Here is an 18,806-nt window from a genome sequence, read left to right on the forward strand (position 1 = left end):
CTAATTTTTGTTACTTTTAGGCATCCGGTAATGGCTTGTTATGGCGTGTTCTGTAAAACGGATAAAAGCGTATGAATATTTTGAAGTATATAGAATTAGATGTGCTGTCCGCCACTCCCAAATATCAGCAACTGGCGCAATCGATCATAAACGCCATTGAATCCGGAGAATTAGAAAAAGATGCAATCCTGCCTTCTATTAATGAGTTAAGCTATGAGTTTGAAATATCAAGGGATACGGCCGAAAAGGCGTATAAACATCTGAAGCGAATGGGCGTGCTGGGCTCGGTGCCGGGAAAGGGCTACTATGTAAAAACTAAAGAAGTGCGTAGCGACGTGAAGATCTTCCTGTTGTTTAATAAACTCAGCACCCATAAAAAAATCATTTATGATTCATTTGTAAAAACCCTCGGCCCCCAGGCGGTTATCGATTTTTATATTTATAATAATGATTTTAACCTGTTTAAAAAGCTGATTGCTGACATTGAAAAAACATACACGCATTTTGTGATCATTACTCATTTTTTGGATGGGGGAGATGGCGCCGCGGAATTAATAAATGCATTGCCCAAGGATAAACTGATCCTGCTGGATAAGTTGGTGCCGGGCATAACAGGGAATTTTAGTGCCGTGTATGAAAATTTTGAAGAAGATATTTATCGCTCGCTTGAAAAGGCGTTGAAACGGCTGGAGCATTACCAGATAGTGAAGATTATTGAACCCGAATACTCTTATTTTCCAATGGAGATAACCAGCGGATTTATGCGGTTTTGCGAGGAGTATGGATTTCAGGGAAAAGTAGTGCATGACCTGGCGAAGGAAACCATAAAGCAGGGAGAAGCCTATATCTGTTTAATGGAAGATGATTTGGTGATCCTGATCGATAAAATAATGCAAACAAAATTAAAAATAGGAAAAGAAGTTGGGGTCATCAGCTACAATGAAACACCATTGAAACGGTTGATACTACGGGGTATTACCACTTTTTCTACTGATTTTGCAGCTATGGGGGAAGAGGCTGCGCGGATCATTTTAAGTGGCGAAAAGAAAATGATGCCGGTGCCTTTTTATTTGCAGTTGCGCCCATCCCTTTAATTTTGCTTTTATGGAAATTATTTCTGCAACGTATATAAAAAGCAGCCCCGACTATGGGCAGTGCCCCAAAGCAGATCGCCCTGAATACGCATTTATCGGGCGCAGCAATGTGGGTAAATCTTCATTGATCAACATGCTTTGTAATAAGAAGGCTTTGGCAAAAACCTCCGCCGCCCCTGGAAAAACACAACTGATCAATCATTTTGAGATCATAAGCGCAACAAGGGATAAAAGTGGTAAACAGGAAAAGCGGCCCTGGTACCTGGTGGATCTTCCGGGGTATGGTTATGCAAAGGTTTCCCAGAAGCAACGCAAGAGCTGGTCGGCAATGATCGAAAAATATATCCTGAAAAGGGAGAATTTGATCACCTTATTTGTGCTGATCGACAGCCGTCATGAACCACAGCTCATCGACCTCGAATTTATTAATCAACTGGGAGCATGGAGCATACCCTTTGCATTGGTATTTACCAAAGCCGATAAAAATAAACCGGGCGCTACTATAAGAAATGTGGATGCGTTTTTAAATAAGCTCCGCGAGACCTGGGAGGCGCTGCCGCCGCACTTCATTACTTCGGCAATTGATAAAAACGGGCGGGAGGAAGTGCTGGAGTATGTTGGGAAACTGAATGCGACCGCGGGGTAGGTGAGACCTTCGCGACTGGTGCGGCTGGTACCGAAAGTGCCATCCGTGAGAAACAAAAGAATAAGACTTTTACAGTTTATCCAGCAGTTCAATCACCTTTTCCTTTTTTAAAATGAAATATCCTAAACGATCTTTGCTGATGCCCTCTTTTAACTGGTAGCTGAAGGAAAGCGTATCATCAGTTACGGTGGTTTCAAAATGCTTAAACGTAATGCCTTTTTCATCGGCCAGGTCTTCGCCGATCTCATAGAGATGGGTCGAGAGCACAAAGAGTGCCGTTTTTACTTTCATCAGCCCGCGGATCACGGCCAGGGAACAACGCATGGCATCCTGTACATTGGTGCCTTTAAACAGTTCATCAATAAGCACCAGCCATTTTTGATCATTACTGATCTTTTCAACCGTATTCTTCACCCGTTGTACCTCGTTAAAGAAATAACTTTCGCCCTTTACAATATTATCCATCACATTAATATTGCTGATGAGCCCGTCAAACAGCGTCAGTTGCATTGCCTTTGCGGGAACGCCCATCCCGATATGCGCCAGGAAAACGGCAGCGCCCACAGACTTGATCAGTGTGCTCTTGCCGGCCATATTGGCGCCGGTAAGAAAAAGAAAATTGTTTTCCCGGGTAATGGCCACATTGTACGGAACGGGATTATGCAATAAGATATGATACAATCCATCAGCTTCTATCATGGGTGTTTCCTGCTTTACAAATACGGGGAAGCTCAGGTTATAATGTTTTACCGCAATGGCCATGGAATACCAGGCATCCAGCCGGGAATAGATATCCATTAATTCCTCCACCGCTCTTTTATGTGCTACGCGAACCTGCCCGGCATAATAAAGGTTTTTATTAATAGGGAGCTCCTGGTCTTTTTGAGTTTCCGATAACTGATGGAAAGATTCTGTTTTCAAGAGTTGATCGATCCGGTCCAGATAGATCCGGAAGCTGGCGGGTAAATCTGTATCCCGCAGCAGGTCTGCTATTTTTTTGATGCTCCTGAAAAAATCAGCAAAATGACTGATGGAAAAACGCACCATCGAATAATCGGCGTGGTGTAAGAGGCGATAGATCGTGGCATCTACAACATTAGGGCTGTCGCTTATCTTATCCAGCGCATAGTCAAGAAAACGATCCATTACGAGCATGGTGCCATTGGTAACATCCTCCGGCCATTCCGCTACATGCAGTATCAGTTGTTTAATGATATTCTGCGTGCCATTGATTTTTGTAATATCATTGAACGGATTGGAAAAAAAATGCCGCAGCCATTCTTTCCCGCCAAACGTACGGGTGAAATTCAGCTTATGAAAAATAGAATAATCTTCTTCAGGATGAAAGATGGCAATATCGTTAAACGAAGTAGTATCTATTTGCATAGGGGAAGTATCATACTCTGTCAAATAATAAACGCTGTCCTTTTATAGACTCATTCCATTGCCCGTTTCCATAAACCAGATTACCATTTATAAAAGTGTGTGTAATACTTGCGGGGAAAGTGAAGGGGGTGCCCTTACCGTCATTATTTTCAAAGGGGCTCCAGTTGCATTTATAAAGAATATTTTCTTTTGTCGCCTGAAAGGGTGTATTCATATCCACGATCACAAGATCTGCATGATACCCTTCACGGATATATCCCCGTTCTTTTATCTGAAAGCATTCTGCGACGGCATGACTCATTTTCTCCGCCACTTTTTCCAGGGTGATCTTTCCCTGTTTTACATAGTAAAGCATTAGCGGCAGCGAATGTTGCACCAGGGGTACGCCGGCATGCGCTTTCAGGTAGGGCTCATTTTTTTCTTCCCAGGTATGCGGCGCATGATCCGTGGCAATCACATCCAGCCGGTCGTCCAGCAGGGCTTCCCATAAAGCGGCACGGTTGCGGGGCGCTTTAATGGCCGGGTTACATTTGATAAGGTTGCCCTGAACGGCATAGTCGTCAGCCGTAAAATGGAGGTGGTGCACACATACTTCGGCAGTGATCTTTTTGTCTTTCAGCGGAAGCATATTAGTAAAAAGCTGCAATTCCCTTTCAGTACTGATATGTAAGATGTGCAATCGAGCCCCGTGCTTTTTAGCGAGCTGCACGGCGTAAAAAGACGATTCAAAGCAGGCTTCCTCGTTGCGAATAATGGGATGGTCGGCCGCAGTAAGCTTGCGCCCGGAGGCAATCGCTTCCTGCATATTCCGTTTAATGATGCGTTCGTCTTCGCAATGCGTGGCGATCAGCAATTCACTTTCACCAAATAGTTTTTCCAGCACCAGCGGATTGTCCACCAGTAAATTCCCCGTACTGGATCCCATAAAAGCCTTGATGCCGCAGATCTTGTCTTTGTGTTGGTTAGCGGTTAAGGCATCGTCTGCATTTTGATTATTGGTGCCCATAAAAAAAGAATAATTGGCCAGCGAAGTCTGCCGGGCAATGTTGTATTTATTTTCCAGGAGCTCTAATGTAAAAGCAGGGGGAACGGTATTGGGCATCTCCATAAAACTGGTAACCCCTCCTGCAACAGCGGCTTTGCTTTCTGTGTAAATTGTTGCTTTATGCGTTAAACCCGGCTCCCGGAAATGCACCTGGTCGTCGATGGCGCCGGGTAGCAGGTATTTTCCTTCCCCGTCAATTTCGATGGCAGCAGGCGCCGTAATGCTGCCGGCTATCTTTTGGATCCTTCCGTTATGAATAAGTACGTCTGTTGTAACAGTTTTCCCTTCGTTTACCAGGTTTATTGCTTTTATTAAAAATGTTTGCATGGTTTTTGTAATTAGTGGGGCAAGTTTAGCGAAATCCTTTTTATTGGTCTAAAAATAATTAAATGATTTTAAATGAGTGACTTGTAACTCATAAGACCCTTTATCTTTGCGGAAAATTATCGGATGTTTTATTTGTAAAACCCGGATAATGGTAAACCTCTTATCCTATTTGTATGAAAATTAAATATTTATTAAGGGTTGTATTTCTTATGATGCCCCTCTACAGTATCGCGCAGACAGATAATATTGAACTGAGCGATAAACAGAACCGTCTCATTGACCGGCTGGATATAAAGTTACGGAATGATTCGGTTTTGAGGTTTACCACGGTGCGGCCCTGGGGACGCAAGCGCGCAACCGAAAGGGTGGAACGTATCGATTCATTGGATAAAGCGGGAGCGTTGGAAGGGGTATTGACCCCGGTGGACCGGTATAATATCCGGAGTATGATGATGAATAACTCTGACTGGACCACCAACTACCGGGATTCTTTCCGGCGGAAGCCGATATTAGGCGCTTTTTTTGAAAACCCTGCGCATGCTTATATGGTGGATAAAGGGGAAAAATACAGCCTGGTCGTTGATCCGGTCCTGAATCTGGAATTGGGCAGGGCCACCGGTACCCAAACTTTTGTGAATACAAGAGGCTTTCGTTTAAGGGGGCAGGTAGATCAGCGGTTGGGGTACTACCTGTATTTTTCAGAGAACCAGGAACGGGACCCCTTTTATGTGCGGGATTATACCAGCGCGCATGTGAGCGTTCCGGGGATTGGTTTTTATAAGCCGTTCAAAGGGGATCAATATGACTATTGGAATGTGCGCGGTGGTATTACGTTTCATGCCGGCAAATACATTGACTTTCAGATAGCACATGATAAATTCTTTGTTGGTGACGGATACAGAAGTTTATTTATCAGTGATAACAGCGCTCCCTATCCCTTTCTTAAATTAGGTGTGCAGGCGGGGAATTTTCAGCTCACATCGGTAGCCTCGCAAACCATTGCACCTTTTCCCAATTACTATAGACTCGATTCTACCAGGCCGCGGAATTATATGATGTTTCATTATCTTACCTGGCAGGCAACCAACTGGCTGAAGTTGGGCTTCTTTGAAAGTACGTTGTTTAATAGTAAGATCAATGGAGGTTTTCAGGTAGGCTATTTAAACCCTGCTATGTTTAACCGTGCCTATTCGTCTTATACCGGCAATAGTGCAAAATCAAGTATTGGTCTCGACTTTAAAGCAAATTTTGCGCATTATTTCCAGCTATACGGCCAATGGCTGATCAACGAATTTGTGGTGAGCAAAGTGCTGAAATCAAACGGTCCCTGGGTGAATAAGTTCGGGTACCAGATAGGGGCTAAGTACGCAGATGCCTTTACTGTCAAAAACCTGGATCTGCAGGTGGAAGGCAATTTTGTACGACCTTTTACCTATACTGATAAATGGGCGCAAAACAATTTTCTCCATTATAATCAACCTTTGGCGCACCCGTTGGGAGCCAACTTTCGTGAATTTGTAGGTATCGCTAATTACCAGCCGCTGCCCCGGCTGTATCTGAAAGCAATGTTGATCACTTATAACAAGGGGCTGGATAGCACCAATTATTATACCGCCTGGGGCTCGCCCAGCAACGGGGGCGATCTGTTCAGGAACTACAACGATGGGAGGTTGTCTAATGATGGCTACCATATCGGCGGCGGTATTGCAAATAAAGCAATGCTGGGCTCCTTTACTGTTTCTTATGAAGTGCTTCAAAACCTGTTTGTTGATCTCAGCGCACTATACCGTAAATACAGAGTGGCGGGCATTCCGGACAATACTACCAAATGGCTTTCTGTAGGATTGCGCTGGAATATGGCGCGGCGTGATTTTATTTTCTAAACATGCGGGTTATAGGGCTTGTTTATTTTTTATTAACTGCATCGGCTCTAAGCGGCCAGGTAAAACCTGATGCGCGGGCAATTGAATGGTCTTCCGGCCGGGTTTTACGAGTGTCAGATTTCAAAGTTGTAAAGGAAGGGCATTCTGCTCCGGAAAGTCTGGGAGGTAACCAGGCGGTAACGAGAACCGGTTTCCTCTATACATCAACCCAAATAAATTCAGGAAAGGAAAAAGGGCGGAATCGTATTAAAGTACAGGCGTTAATGTATCCTCAACATTCTTATATAAGAGCCGGGGTGTTAAAAGCCGCTCCCTCTGCAATTGCTTATCTTATGAACCATGAGCAGAAACATTTTGATATATCAGAGATTTACGCCCGCCAGGCCGCCCGTTTTTTACAAACACACCGGTTTACTAAAAACTACGGCCCCGAAATAACAAATGAAATGAAACGTCTTTTTAAAGAAGCGGCTGCCTTTCAAAAGCGTTATGATGATGAAACAAATAACGGAAGAAGCCGGGCAAAGCAGCAGCTCTGGGACAAATATATTCATGAAAAACTGAAGGAAGTTTCGGCCTATAGCCAGAAAGATTTTCTTTTGAATGTGCAGTGATAGAGAACCGGCATCAAAATTAGTGCTATTCCCGGTCAGCGAGGATACTGTCCTTAACGCTGCCTTTTAATAAAATTGCTGCGGGTGCATTATAAGATATCGCGAAATCGGATTGTCTTGCTTGTGGCGCTTACTTATTTTGTGTAGGCATTTTTGTTATGCAATTCCATCCAAAGAGAAGGGTCTGCTATCTCTTTCCAGCCAAACTGCCTGTATAATTGATGCGCGTCGCCGGTAAGTAAAATCCATCTTCGCAGTCCCTGTAAATCGGGGTGATTCATTATTGTTTCCATAAGCCATTTTGACAACCCCATTCCCCTGTAATCCTTTACAATAAATACATCACCGAGGTATGCAATCGTCGAAAAATCGGATATAATTCTTGCGAAGCCAATTTGCCTGCTGCCCGTATAAACCCCGAAGCATAACGAGTTTTCAATAGAAACAAGCACCCTGTCTTTGGGAATATTCAAACACCAATACGCCTCCTTTGCAAGAAAAGTATAAATGGTATCAATATCCAACTTCGTTTTATCAGTTGAAATACAAAAATCGTTTTTAACTATTGTCAGGTCGGTCATTGTAAAATGAATGGTTGTGTTGCATCAACTGCCCAGGGCCTGCAATACATCATATTTGGTAATGATGTGGTAATTGCCCGCTTCGTCCTTACTCATTACTGCGCCGTTTACTTTTGTCAGATAAGACTTGAGCTTTTCGAGCGGCGTGTCAAAAGCTACCAAAGGAAATGCCGCTTCCATTACGTTGGCGATCACTTCATTTTTTAGATCGGGATTGGAGAATATTTTCTGGAAAAGGCCGTTTTCACTAATAGAGCCCGCCATTCCCGTACCGTTCATTACAGGTATCAGTTCAATGTCATATTTACGCATCAGCTCAACCGCATCACTAACCGTTTGATCGATTTTTACGCTGATAAGCTTATTGTTTGCCGGACGCCCGCTGATAATGTCTTTAAAGGTTTTTACCTCAAGGAAGCCGCGTTCCATCATCCATTGGTCGTTATAGATCTTGGCTACATACCTGCTGCCGTGATCATGGAAAATGCACACTACCAGATCGTCTTTTTTGAGACTGTCTTTCAATTGCATCAACCCCTTTAAACAACTTCCCGCGCTGTAACCGCAAAACAGGCCTTCTTCCTTTGCCAGCTTACGGGCCATAACAGCGCCGTCTTTATCCGTTACCTGGGTGAAAGCGTCAATGATCGACATATCATAATTTTTGGGCACAAAATCTTCCCCAAAGCCTTCGCTAAAATAGGGGTACACCTGGTTCATATCAATTTCGCCGGTATTAAAGTACTTGGTAAGCAGGGAGCCATAGGCATCCACGGCCCATATTTTAATGTCGGGGTTTTGTTCTTTCAGGTATTTGGCGGTGCCGGTAATGGTGCCGCCGGTACCGGCTGTACAAACCAAGTGCGTAATTTTCCCTTCGGTCTGTTTCCATATTTCCGGGCCGGTAGTTTCATAATGCGCCAGCCGGTTGGCAAGATTATCGTACTGGTTCATGTGGTAGGAGTTGGGAACTTCTTTCGCCAGTCTTGCCGCCACACTATAATAGCTTTGGGGGTCTTCTGGTTCCACATTGGTGGGGCAAACAATTACTTCTGCCCCCATCGCCTTTAGTACATCTGCTTTTTCCTTGGACTGTTTATCGGTAGTAACAAATATGCATTTGTATCCTTTTACAATGGCTCCCAAAGCCAGACCCATTCCGGTATTGCCGCTGGTTCCTTCAATAATTGTTCCCCCCGGTTTCAATTTCCCTTCCGCCTCGGCCACTTCAATCATTTTAATGGCCATGCGGTCTTTAATGCTGTTGCCGGGGTTAAAATAATCTACTTTGGCAACTACGGTGCAAGGCAACTCTCTTGTGATCTTATTCAACCGGATTAAAGGAGTGTTCCCGATGGTTTCAAGTATATTGTTCTTTATATCCATATTATTGGGTTTTTAAATAATCGGTTGCCCGGGCTACTACAGGGTCCGTCAGGTTCAATACCTGGTAAAAGCCATTATCTCTCCATTTAAAACGGGCCAGGTAGGCCTCCATCCGGTTTTCAACCCTTACGCGTTCCGAATCGGGAACGGTGGACAGGTTGGCAGAGTCCTTTTTTGCCCAGCCCACAAATTCCAGCCACATTTTTTTCCCGGGCTGAAATTGCTGCGAAAAGGTAAGCGGAGAGGGATAGGGGTCTAACACCTTCTGATTATCAAGATAATAATGTAGTACAAATTCATTAAAAGAACCATTAAAGAAAAGCTTATTGATTTCCTTTGAGGTCTTTGTGGTATCCAGTCCCACAAAAATATCCGGCATAATACCTCCACTGCCGTACAAGATACGCCCCGAGGGGGTTTTATATTGTTTCCCTGTATTCACCTTATTGCTATCGGCAAAGTAGGCCTGCCCGTTGGCATAGCGGCTCCATACTTCGTCCATATATACTTTTTTCCCTTTATTATAAGGGCGTTGAATACTTCTTCCCAGTGGCGTATAATAGCGGGCCACTGTTAGTTTAAGGGCGGCGCCGTCACTTAAAGGGAATATTTCCTGCACCAGTCCCTTTCCAAAAGTCCGGCGGCCAACGATCATGGCCCGGTCCCAGTCCTGTAAGGCGCCGCTCAGGATCTCGCTGGCGCTGGCGGAAAGTTCGTCAACCAAAACGGTCAGTTTCCCCGTTTCAAAAACACCGGGTCTTTTGCAACGGTACTCTTTTTTGGGGCTATTCAGCCCCTCGGTATAAACGATCAATTTATCGCCGCTTAAAAATTCATCGGCGATATCGATGGCAGCATCCATATACCCGCCGCCATTGCCGCGCAGGTCAAAGATCAGTTGGGTCAGCCCCTGCTTTTTCAGTTGCTCCATGGCTTCCATAAATTCCCGGTAGCTCGTGCTGCCAAACCGGTCCAGTTTGATGTAGCCAATGTTTTTATCGATCATATAAGCCGCCACCAGTGTAGGCCTGGGAATATCGGCTCTTGTTACGGGCACCTGCAACAACTGGTTGCCCCGCAGAATCTGTAAGTTTACTTTTGTGCCTATGGCGCCTTTTATAAGATTGCTGACCGTTGTTGCGGCAACTTTTTTCCCGGCAACGGTGGAATCACCTATCTTAATAACCTGGTCACCAATTTTTAACCCCGCCTTTTCGCTGGGCCCGTTTTTAAAAACAGATAAGATATTTACGGTATCCCGGATCAGCTTGTATTCAACGCCGATGCCCATAAATTGTCCTGATAAATCCTCCGTAGTTTCCTTTAGGTCAAGCGGGGGAAGGTATACGGAATGCGGGTCCAGTTCATCCATCATTTCGCGGATCGCGTTAGCTTCCAATGAATCGATTTTAACAGAATCCACATATTTCTGTTTAATGATTGCCGCTGCTTCATTTAATGCAGAGCCGCTGCTACCTACGGATAGGCCCCCGTTGGGCTGGGCGCTTCTTAATTTGTAGCCGATAAACATTCCGATGATTAGCACAAGGGAAAACAATAACGGTAACCAAACCTCAAATTTCTTTTTCATCAGTATGTTTTTTAGTTGCCTGCGAGGGGCTGCAAAATAGCCAATCTTTACTGTTTATTTCAGAAATCAAATCTATTTTGTTATTATTTTATAAATAAGCCGTTTTTTAATACTTATATTGCAGCTTAAACCAATGGTAACGAGGAATAGCCCTAAACTATTTCGAGTGCTACAGTGGTAAGTACTGCCTCAGGATTCAGGATAATATAGTGGAATAGAATTTGGACGATTATAATTTTTCAAGCAGTATTAAATCATTTCGATAAAATTGCAGTCTCAATGACAAAAGTGCAACTCATCGCGGATGCGGGTTCAACAAAAGCCGAATGGTGCCTTCTAAACAACGGGAAAATCAAAACGGTGCTAACCAGCGGGGTAAGCCCTTATTTTTTAAATGGAGACCAGATTGCGGCGCTTTTGGGTAAAGAGCTGCTGCCCAAACTGAAAAATGCTGTAATTGATGAAGTGTACTATTACGGTACGGGCTGCCTCAACCCGGATAATCAAAAAATGGTTCAAAAAAGCCTGAAGCGGGTTTTTAAAGAGGCACGTGTCAAAGTTTGGCACGATGTGGAGGGCGCCGCCCGCGGGCTTTGTGTAAGACAAAAGGGGATCGCCTGTATTTTAGGCACAGGGTCGAGCTCTTGTTATTATGACGGGAAAGCGATCCGCAAAAATAACCCTGGTCTGGGATATGTACTGGGAGACGAAGGGAGTGGGGCGTACCTGGGACGTAAAGTGGTTCAATATTATCTCTATAATACATTTGATGAAGACCTGCGTGCCCGTTTTGACGCAACATATGTAACCAATGCAAATGAGATCCTGGAGCGGGTATATAAACAACCGCTACCCAACCGTTACCTGGCCGGGTTTGCAAAATTCCTGGCCGACAACCGCGGGCATTATATGGTGGAGAACATCATCGAAGACGGGTTAAATGACTTTTTCTTCACGCATCTTTGTAAATTTCAGGAGACCTGGAAATATCCGGTTAATTTTGTGGGGAGTATTGCTTTTGGTTTTAAAGATGTTATAAAAGAGCTGTGTAACAGCTATAGTTTTGAATTGGGTAAAATACTGCAGAAACCAATGAAAGGACTTATCGAATATCATTCCTAAGTTGTTTTTTTATATGACGAGAGAAAAAATTACAGAACAGTCGAGCAACTATGATCACCTTGAAAAGATGTCGGTCCTTGAGTTGTTGTCTTCAATGAACCGGGAGGATCAGACCGTACCACTGGCCGTGGAAAAAGTGATCCCGGCTATTGAAAAGCTGATCGAAGCCATTGTGGAACATATGGTCGTGGGCGGCCGGTTATTTTATATTGGGGCCGGAACCAGCGGCCGCCTGGGAATACTGGATGCCAGCGAAATCCCCCCTACCTATGGGCTGCCGGCTGGCGTGGTTATTGGAGTGATAGCCGGGGGCAGCAAGGCTATTACGACGCCTGTGGAAAATGCGGAAGATGACGACCTGCAGGGTTGGAAAGATCTGGAAACCTATAATATAAATGAGCAGGATGTAGTAGTAGGGGTTGCCGCCAGCGGTTCTACCCCCTATGTAATCGGTGCATTGCGTGAGTGCCGCAAAAGAGGTATTGTTACCGGCAGCATCACTTCTAACCCCAATGCCCTGGTCAGCGAAGTATCTGATCACCCAATTGAAGTGATTGTAGGCCCCGAATTTGTTACCGGCAGCACCCGAATGAAAAGCGGAACCGCGCAGAAGCTGGTGCTGAACATGATCTCCACCACGGTGATGATCCAGTTGGGAAGGGTAGAAGGCAACCGTATGGTAAATATGCAACTAACCAACTCCAAGCTGATCGACCGGGGAACCAAAATGGTAATGGAGCAAACCGGGCTAAAAGATTATGAGCAGGCCAAGCAACTGTTGATCCGTAATAAAAGCGTTAAAAATGCGGTAATTGAATATGAAAATACCCAGCAATCATAATATATTTTAGCGAAGCTGAACGTGTGCGATAGTCCAGCAAATTCCTTTTATTCGGAATGAAATATCAATGTCGGTTTGTTAAGCGTTAAAGAATATTGAGAGACGGGAATCCCAAGGCGGATGTATTAGACTTCTAAAGGTTTGTACAGCTCCTACGATTCTCGGTTGTTCTATTTTTCCACTTTTTTCCCGAAAGCATTCGGGACCAAAAAGTGGAGCAAAAAGGGCAGGGTCGAACGAATGCCTCCGGCTGTTCGACCGCCAAGCACGCGAAGACCCAAATTGAAAAGCGGCTTTAAGACCTTGCCGAAGGTCAAGGTTGAAATTGCTTTTCGCTTCACTTTGAAGTGCCCTTATTGCGCTGATTTTTTCCGGGAATAGTTTTTTCTAATAAGAAGCTGCGTTCCTGCCGGGCAAAACAAAGAGTATTCAAAACGAAAGAGCCTAGGCAGGATTTGCCCTTTTGCGAACAAGATTTTTTTCTTACTTTTTTATCGACTGAAAAAAGTAAGAAAAAAACAAAAAAAGAAGCTACCACTGGAAGTAAAAAGACTGTATGACAAATGAACTTTTGCAAGGCTGCTAAGTTTGTTGACGATAGACACCGTCCCCAAAAGCCATGAGCGGTGAAAGCTTAACGAAATGACATTGAATGAAATATAAACAACAAAAGGAAGAGCGCATACTCTTCCTTTGTTTAAACAAATAAAAAATTTATAACTACTTAGCCGCCAGATCAGCATTGATCTTCCGCGCCAGCTTGCTTTTTAAATTCGCAGCTTTTTTACGATGGATAACGCCTCTTTTCGCTAATTTATCGATCATGCTTTCAACAGAAGGTAAACTCGCCTTTGCATCCTTGCCTTCAGCCGCTCTTAACTCTTTAATAGCATTACGGGTAGTTTTACCATAATACCGGTTTCTGTCGCGACGTTTTAAGGCCTGACGTGCATGTTTCTTTGTAGCTGTATGATTCGCCATTGCTCTTTCTTTTATGATTTTTCGGACGGCAAAGGTAACGGAAATAAATGAACTATTGCTATTTTACCAATAATTTATTTAGATTTCAATCTTTATAGGTTGTTTCGCTATTAAAATATATCTTAAATCAAAAAAAGAGAACGTTTGGTTTGCCCGAATATTGCGTATCTTGTGGGGCAATTTTTGAAAACAGGATTTTTTTAAAGCTGATTAAATAAATAATATATAAATAGCTGATTTACAATGAAAGATTTTTCCTATATCACGAGCTCTTCTCCGGAATTTATTGAGAATATGTACAAGGAGTTTGTGAAAGACCCCGGGGGCGTTGATACCGAGTTGAAAAAATTTTTTGAAGGATTTGATTTTGCCGTGGGCAATGGACTGGCGGAAAAAAACGGAACAACAGCGGCTGCCGGCACTAAATCATCGGCTACAGGGGCAGATTGGAGGAAGGAAATTGCCATTTACCGCCTGATACTGGGCTATAGGAATAAAGGACACCTGTTGGCGGACACCAATCCCATTAAACAAAGAAAAGACCGGGGCGCCAACCTGGACCTTCCGTTTTTCGGACTTTCAGAGGAGGACCTGGATCATGAATATGAAGCCGGAAGCCTTATCGGACTGGGCACCACCACGCTCCGGAATATACTGGCTCATTTAAAAAAATGCTATGCCGGGCATGTGGGTATCGAGTTTAAATACATCAGCGACCAGAAAAAAGTAGACTGGTTGACCAACGAGATGGAAAAGAAATTCACCAATCCCTTGCCGCTGGAACAAAGAAAACGCATCCTGGAAAAATTGAACGAAGGGGTGATGTTTGAAAAATTCCTTCATACAAAATATGTAGGGCAAAAACGTTTTTCGCTGGAAGGTGGGGAAACCACCATCCCCGCGCTGGACGCCATTATTAACAAAGGCGCCGAAATGGACGTAAAGGAAGTAGTGATCGGGATGGCGCACCGCGGCCGGCTGAATATATTGGCTAATATCCTGGGCAAGACCTACGAACAGATCTTTAGCGAGTTTGAAGGAACCGGGGAAATTAACCAAACCATGGGTAGCGGGGATGTGAAATATCACCTGGGATATGGTAGCGTGATTGATGCTACGAACGGGGAAAAAGTGCATTTGAAGCTGATGCCCAATCCGTCGCACCTGGAGGCTGTAGATCCTGTGGTGTTGGGCTTTGCCCGGTGCAGCGCCAACCTGTTGCACAATGAGCGTTATGAAAGTGTGCTGCCCATTTTAATACACGGCGATGCGGCATTGGCCGGTCAGGGTGTGGTGTACGAACTGCTGCAAATGTCTAAACTGAAGGGGTATTACACTGGTGGTACGATTCATTTTGTTATCAATAACCAGATTGGGTTCACGACCGATTTTTCCGATGCGCGGAGCGCAGACTATTGTACATCGCTCGCCGCCATGGTACAATCGCCGGTATTGCATGTGAATGGCGATGACCCCGAAGCAGTGGTGAAATGTGCTGAAATTGCCGTACGTTATCGCAATGAGTTTCATGCGGATGTGTTTATTGACATGGTTTGCTATCGCAAGCACGGGCACAATGAGGGAGACGACCCCAAGTTCACCCAACCCACGATGTACGCCTTGATCGATAAACATCCCAACCCCCGGGAAGTGTATATAAAATACCTGCTGGATGGCGGTGAAGAGGATGCGAAGGAACTGGCAAAGCAAATGGAGCAGAAATTCTGGGATGATCTGCAGGACCGCCTGGATGAAGTAAAGCAGCATCCGTTGCCGTATACTTACCAGGAACCTGAATTGCAATGGAAAAGCCTGCGTAAGGCGGCCCCGGATGATTTTGATAAAAGCCCGGATACGGCTATCAGCGGACAGGATTTTGTAACGGTATTCAATGCCCTGATGAAGTTCCCTGAAGGATTTACGCCGCTGCGGAAAGTGGCCAAACTGCTTCAGGATAAAGTAAAATTACTGGACACCGAACATAAAGTTGATTGGGCCACCGGCGAACTGATGGCTTTTGGAAGCTTATTGCTGGAAGGACATGATATCCGTATGTCTGGCCAGGACGTAGGCCGCGGTACTTTTAGCTCCCGGCACGCTGTGTTAAGAGATGAGGTTACGGATGTTTCCTATAATCGGCTAAGCCAGATACCCGGCGCCACTGCCAAGTGCAGGATCTACAATTCGCTGTTGAGCGAATATGCGGTGCTGGGCTTTGAATATGGTTTTGCGCTGGCGTCTCCCAATGTGTTAACGCTTTGGGAAGCACAATTTGGTGATTTCGCCAATGGAGCGCAAACATTGATCGATCAGTTTATCACCAGTGCTGAGCAAAAATGGAACCGGATGAACGGGTTGGTAATGCTGCTGCCTCATGGTTTTGAAGGACAGGGGCCGGAGCACAGCAGTGCGCGCATCGAACGCTTCTTACAGTCTTGTGCCGAACTGAATATTATCGTTACCAATATTACCACTTCCGCCAATTATTTTCACGCACTGCGCCGGCAACTGAAGTGGCCGTTCCGGAAGCCTATGATCAATTTTGCGCCTAAGGCCAACCTCCGGCATCCCGGCAGTTATTCCCTGCAGCAGGAATTTACGAAAGGCCGTTTCCAGGAGTTGATCGATGATACCTTTGCCGATGATCCGGTAGCAGTGAAAACGGTATTGTTCTGTTCAGGTAAAATTTATTTTGACCTGGCAGAAAAACAATTGAAAGATAATCGTAAGAACGTCGCCATCATTCGTATGGAGCAATTATATCCGCTGCCTAAAAAGCAATTGGATGCCTTGTACGCCAAATACAAAAATGCCGTTTGGTATTGGGTGCAGGAAGAACCGTTAAATATGGGTGCGGCTTCCTTCCTGCAAATGAACCTGAAAGATATTAATTATGGCATCATCGGGCGTAAACCTGGCGCGGCACCGGCTTCCGGCTTTATGAAAGTGCATAAGGCAGAGCAGGAAGAGATCATCAATACGGCGTTTTCTATGTAATAAGATTAGTGTTTGTTTGGATTTTTAACCACATAGTTTTAGTGATTGGCTGAGATGCTGGGCCTTTTTGCCACTGAAACACAGAAAAATTCAGCGTTTCAGTGCCTCTATGGCTTTCTGCTAGAATCAGCGGACCATGGAGAGTTTGCCGGCTTACCGCCTTCACGCTTTACCGGCCTAAAAGTACTTTAGTTTAAAAACAGCGGGCGGAATAGAAATTCCGCCCTTTTTTATCTATTCAAAACTAAACATGAGCTCTTTAAATCAGTTTTTGATTAAGCGCCTTTACCACGGCTTCAGAAACTGAGTTCACCTGCAGTTTTTCATATACATTTTTAATATGGGTATTTACCGTGTGGATACTCAAATTGCAGGCAGACGCCACCATTTTGCGGGAATACCCTTTCACGAGGAGATTCAATATCTCTTTTTCCCTTATTGTAAGCGTAGTTTCTGGTGTATTGTTCTCAAAAAATACGTTTTTCTGAAAAGCAGTCAACACTTTTTTGGCAATAGATGCTGTCATGGCTGCATCGCCATTGTAGACATCTTCAATTGCCTGCAGCAGTTGCGCCGGGGGGGATTTTTTTAAAATATACCCCGAAGCACCGGAGCATATGGAAGCAAAGATCTTATCGTCGTCCTCAAAAACCGTTTGCATCAGAATGGCCACATGAGGAAAGTTGACCTTTATGATTTTCACCCCTTCGATGCCGTTTACATTAGGCATATCAATGTCCATTAGCACCACATCTGGTTCCGCTTTGCGGATATCATTTATAACATTGCTGCAGTCAAAAAAAGTTCCGGTGCAGGTCATCCGGGGCGATGCGTCAATCAACATATTCAAACTTTCCCTACGGTAAGCGTTATCGTCAAAAACAGCCACTTTTATGGTTGATGGATTCATACCTTAAAAGTACAATATAAAAGGGGGCCATAAATAGCTAATTTGGGTGATATTCGGAATCGGGGCCTATTTACCTGATTTGATTCCTGTTAAACTACAATTATTAATAATTTTTGCCGTACTTTGCCGTACCTTTTAAAAGCAAGTTTTTTTATGGCAATTGATATAAAAGTTCCCACAGTTGGAGAGTCTATTAATGAAGTGACCTTGTTAAAGTGGGTTAAGAATTCGGGGGATTATGTTAATCGTGATGAAGTTATCGCGGAGCTGGAAAGCGAAAAAGCTACTTTTGAGGTAAATGCTGAAAAGGCGGGTGTTTTAACTACCCAGGTGGCTGAAGGGGATACGTTGAATATCGGAGATACCATTGCCACCATTGATGATACGGCGCCGAAACCGGCAGCTCCTGAAGGATCCGAACAGGCGCCTGCCGACAAAATCCCTGCAGAGGCACAAAAGCCCGCTGCGGATAAACCGGTTCCGGCCAAAGAAGCGGCTCCGGCGAATGTAAAAGCTACCCCGGTAGCTTCCGCAATTATTGCAGATAAGGGCGTAAATCCCAAAGATGTTACCCCCTCCGGATATTCCGGTAAAATACTGAAAGAAGATGTGTTGTCGGCCCTGGCAAACCCGGGTAAAAAATCTTTTGACGGTGGGGAATTGTTTGGTCGTAATGAACGCGTACAAAAGATGACCAGCCTGCGTAAAACCATCAGCCGCAGATTGGTAGAAGCAAAGAATACAACAGCCATGCTCACCACGTTCAACGAGGTGAACATGAAGCCCATTATGGATATACGGGCAAAGTATAAAGATAAGTTCAAGGAGGCGCACGGGGTTGGTTTGGGCTTTATGAGCTTTTTTGCCAAAGCCTGCGCTATAGCATTAGCTGAATGGCCTTCCGTGAACGCCTATATCGATGGCGATCAGATTATTTTCCATGATTATGCCGATATCAGCATTGCCGTGAGCACGCCCAGAGGTTTGACCGTTCCGGTGATCCGCAATGTAGAAAGTCTGAGCATGGCGGGTGTCGAAAAAGCCGTTCTGGATGTTGCAAAAAAGGCGCGCGACAGCAAATTAACCGCAGAAGACCTTACGGGTGGAACTTTTACCATCACTAATGGTGGCGTATTCGGCTCATTGATCAGCACGCCTATCATTAACCTGCCGCAGAGCGCAATACTGGGTATGCACAATATTGTGGAACGCCCCATTGCCGAGAACGGCCAGGTGGTGATCCGCCCAATGATGTACATAGCCCTGAGCTATGACCACAGAATAGTGGACGGACGGGAGTCTGTAAGTTTCCTGGTGCGGATAAAAGAGTTGCTTGAAAACCCCACTTTACTGCTGATACAGCAGGATCCGATTAAAACGTTACTGGAGTTATAAATAAACC

15 protein-coding genes are annotated in these 18,806 nt (G+C 44.7%); 8 read left to right on the forward strand and 7 right to left on the reverse strand.

Going from position 1 to position 18,806, the window contains the following annotated elements:
- Positions 1 to 71 precede the first annotated feature (71 nt).
- Together NIASO_RS00255 and yihA are read left to right on the forward strand one after the other, a co-directional pair.
- Positions 72 to 1,094: a GntR family transcriptional regulator gene (locus NIASO_RS00255; protein ID WP_008582328.1), complete on the forward strand. Its 1,023-nt coding sequence runs from the start codon at positions 72 to 74 to the stop codon at positions 1,092 to 1,094.
- A 10-nt stretch (positions 1,095 to 1,104) separates the two neighbouring features.
- Positions 1,105 to 1,740: a ribosome biogenesis GTP-binding protein YihA/YsxC gene (gene yihA / locus NIASO_RS00260; RefSeq protein ID WP_008582327.1), complete on the forward strand. Its 636-nt coding sequence runs from the start codon at positions 1,105 to 1,107 to the stop codon at positions 1,738 to 1,740.
- A 69-nt stretch (positions 1,741 to 1,809) separates the two neighbouring features.
- Here the strand turns inward: yihA and NIASO_RS00265 are convergent, their stop codons facing one another.
- Both NIASO_RS00265 and NIASO_RS00270 read right to left on the reverse strand, forming a co-directional pair.
- Positions 1,810 to 3,126: a MutS-related protein gene (locus NIASO_RS00265; protein WP_008582326.1), complete on the reverse strand. Its 1,317-nt coding sequence runs from the start codon at positions 3,124 to 3,126 to the stop codon at positions 1,810 to 1,812.
- A 10-nt stretch (positions 3,127 to 3,136) separates the two neighbouring features.
- Complete coding sequence (locus NIASO_RS00270; protein ID WP_008582325.1) at positions 3,137 to 4,498, reverse strand: dihydroorotase; 1,362 nt, start codon at positions 4,496 to 4,498, stop codon at positions 3,137 to 3,139.
- 173 nt (positions 4,499 to 4,671) lie between these two features.
- On the opposite strand from NIASO_RS00270, the gene NIASO_RS00275 reads away from it, so the two are divergent.
- Positions 4,672 to 6,381: a hypothetical protein gene (locus NIASO_RS00275; RefSeq protein ID WP_025298557.1), complete on the forward strand. Its 1,710-nt coding sequence runs from the start codon at positions 4,672 to 4,674 to the stop codon at positions 6,379 to 6,381.
- Positions 6,382 to 6,491: 110 nt separating this feature from the next.
- Positions 6,492 to 6,995 (forward strand): DUF922 domain-containing protein, encoded by a 504-nt coding sequence (locus NIASO_RS19520; RefSeq protein WP_168128478.1) that lies wholly within the window; start codon positions 6,492 to 6,494, stop codon positions 6,993 to 6,995.
- A 134-nt stretch (positions 6,996 to 7,129) separates the two neighbouring features.
- On the opposite strand, the gene NIASO_RS00285 is transcribed toward NIASO_RS19520, so the two are convergent.
- Genes NIASO_RS00285 through NIASO_RS00295 form a run of 3 tightly spaced genes read right to left on the reverse strand, consistent with a single transcriptional unit; the run spans position 7,130 to position 10,553 of the window.
- Positions 7,130 to 7,576 carry a GNAT family N-acetyltransferase gene (locus tag NIASO_RS00285; protein WP_008582322.1) on the reverse strand — a complete coding sequence of 149 codons (447 nt, stop codon included), beginning with the start codon at positions 7,574 to 7,576 and terminating at the stop codon, positions 7,130 to 7,132.
- Between the two features lie 24 nt (positions 7,577 to 7,600).
- Positions 7,601 to 8,962, reverse strand: coding sequence for a pyridoxal-phosphate dependent enzyme (locus NIASO_RS00290; RefSeq protein WP_008582321.1), 1,362 nt, complete (start codon positions 8,960 to 8,962; stop codon positions 7,601 to 7,603).
- A 1-nt stretch (position 8,963) separates the two neighbouring features.
- The gene (locus NIASO_RS00295) at positions 8,964 to 10,553 is read right to left on the reverse strand and encodes a S41 family peptidase (protein ID WP_008582320.1); all 1,590 of its coding nucleotides are present in this window, start codon (positions 10,551 to 10,553) and stop codon (positions 8,964 to 8,966) included.
- Positions 10,554 to 10,832: 279 nt separating this feature from the next.
- Between NIASO_RS00295 and NIASO_RS00300 the strand changes: the two genes are divergently transcribed.
- Together NIASO_RS00300 and murQ are read left to right on the forward strand one after the other, a co-directional pair.
- Positions 10,833 to 11,675, forward strand: coding sequence for an N-acetylglucosamine kinase (locus NIASO_RS00300; RefSeq protein WP_008582319.1), 843 nt, complete (start codon positions 10,833 to 10,835; stop codon positions 11,673 to 11,675).
- Between the two features lie 13 nt (positions 11,676 to 11,688).
- Positions 11,689 to 12,516 (forward strand): N-acetylmuramic acid 6-phosphate etherase, encoded by an 828-nt coding sequence (gene murQ / locus NIASO_RS00305; protein ID WP_008582316.1) that lies wholly within the window; start codon positions 11,689 to 11,691, stop codon positions 12,514 to 12,516.
- A gap of 720 nt (positions 12,517 to 13,236) precedes the next feature.
- Here murQ and rpsT read toward each other — a convergent pair.
- Positions 13,237 to 13,497: a 30S ribosomal protein S20 gene (gene rpsT / locus NIASO_RS00315; RefSeq protein ID WP_008582315.1), complete on the reverse strand. Its 261-nt coding sequence runs from the start codon at positions 13,495 to 13,497 to the stop codon at positions 13,237 to 13,239.
- Positions 13,498 to 13,740: 243 nt separating this feature from the next.
- Here rpsT and NIASO_RS00320 point away from each other — a divergent pair, with 243 nt between their 5' ends.
- Positions 13,741 to 16,494: a 2-oxoglutarate dehydrogenase E1 component gene (locus NIASO_RS00320; RefSeq protein ID WP_008582313.1), complete on the forward strand. Its 2,754-nt coding sequence runs from the start codon at positions 13,741 to 13,743 to the stop codon at positions 16,492 to 16,494.
- A 259-nt stretch (positions 16,495 to 16,753) separates the two neighbouring features.
- On the opposite strand, the gene NIASO_RS00325 is transcribed toward NIASO_RS00320, so the two are convergent.
- Positions 16,754 to 17,404, reverse strand: a complete 651-nt coding sequence (locus tag NIASO_RS00325; protein ID WP_008582312.1) for a response regulator transcription factor — start codon at positions 17,402 to 17,404, stop codon at positions 16,754 to 16,756.
- Between the two features lie 153 nt (positions 17,405 to 17,557).
- Here NIASO_RS00325 and odhB point away from each other — a divergent pair, with 153 nt between their 5' ends.
- A complete protein-coding gene (odhB, locus tag NIASO_RS00330) occupies positions 17,558 to 18,799 on the forward strand; it encodes a 2-oxoglutarate dehydrogenase complex dihydrolipoyllysine-residue succinyltransferase (RefSeq protein ID WP_008582311.1) in 1,242 nt (413 codons plus the stop codon).
- Positions 18,800 to 18,806: the final 7 nt, after the last annotated feature.

Source organism: Niabella soli DSM 19437 (assembly GCF_000243115.2).
Taxonomy (GTDB): domain Bacteria; phylum Bacteroidota; class Bacteroidia; order Chitinophagales; family Chitinophagaceae; genus Niabella; species Niabella soli.

Bases quoted from the DNA above. Each gene is read 5' to 3' on its own strand.
- NIASO_RS00255 (WP_008582328.1), top strand. From the start codon at position 72: ATGAATATTTTGAAGTATATAGAATTAGATGTGCTGTCCGCCACTCCC.
- yihA (WP_008582327.1), top strand. From the start codon at position 1,105: ATGGAAATTATTTCTGCAACGTATATAAAAAGCAGCCCCGACTATGGG.
- NIASO_RS00265 (WP_008582326.1), bottom strand. From the start codon at position 3,126: ATGCAAATAGATACTACTTCGTTTAACGATATTGCCATCTTTCATCCT.
- NIASO_RS00270 (WP_008582325.1), bottom strand. From the start codon at position 4,498: ATGCAAACATTTTTAATAAAAGCAATAAACCTGGTAAACGAAGGGAAA.
- NIASO_RS00275 (WP_025298557.1), top strand. From the start codon at position 4,672: ATGAAAATTAAATATTTATTAAGGGTTGTATTTCTTATGATGCCCCTC.
- NIASO_RS00285 (WP_008582322.1), bottom strand. From the start codon at position 7,576: ATGACCGACCTGACAATAGTTAAAAACGATTTTTGTATTTCAACTGAT.
- NIASO_RS00290 (WP_008582321.1), bottom strand. From the start codon at position 8,962: ATGGATATAAAGAACAATATACTTGAAACCATCGGGAACACTCCTTTA.
- NIASO_RS00295 (WP_008582320.1), bottom strand. From the start codon at position 10,553: ATGAAAAAGAAATTTGAGGTTTGGTTACCGTTATTGTTTTCCCTTGTG.
- NIASO_RS00300 (WP_008582319.1), top strand. From the start codon at position 10,833: ATGACAAAAGTGCAACTCATCGCGGATGCGGGTTCAACAAAAGCCGAA.
- murQ (WP_008582316.1), top strand. From the start codon at position 11,689: ATGACGAGAGAAAAAATTACAGAACAGTCGAGCAACTATGATCACCTT.
- rpsT (WP_008582315.1), bottom strand. From the start codon at position 13,497: ATGGCGAATCATACAGCTACAAAGAAACATGCACGTCAGGCCTTAAAA.
- NIASO_RS00320 (WP_008582313.1), top strand. From the start codon at position 13,741: ATGAAAGATTTTTCCTATATCACGAGCTCTTCTCCGGAATTTATTGAG.
- NIASO_RS00325 (WP_008582312.1), bottom strand. From the start codon at position 17,404: ATGAATCCATCAACCATAAAAGTGGCTGTTTTTGACGATAACGCTTAC.
- odhB (WP_008582311.1), top strand. From the start codon at position 17,558: ATGGCAATTGATATAAAAGTTCCCACAGTTGGAGAGTCTATTAATGAA.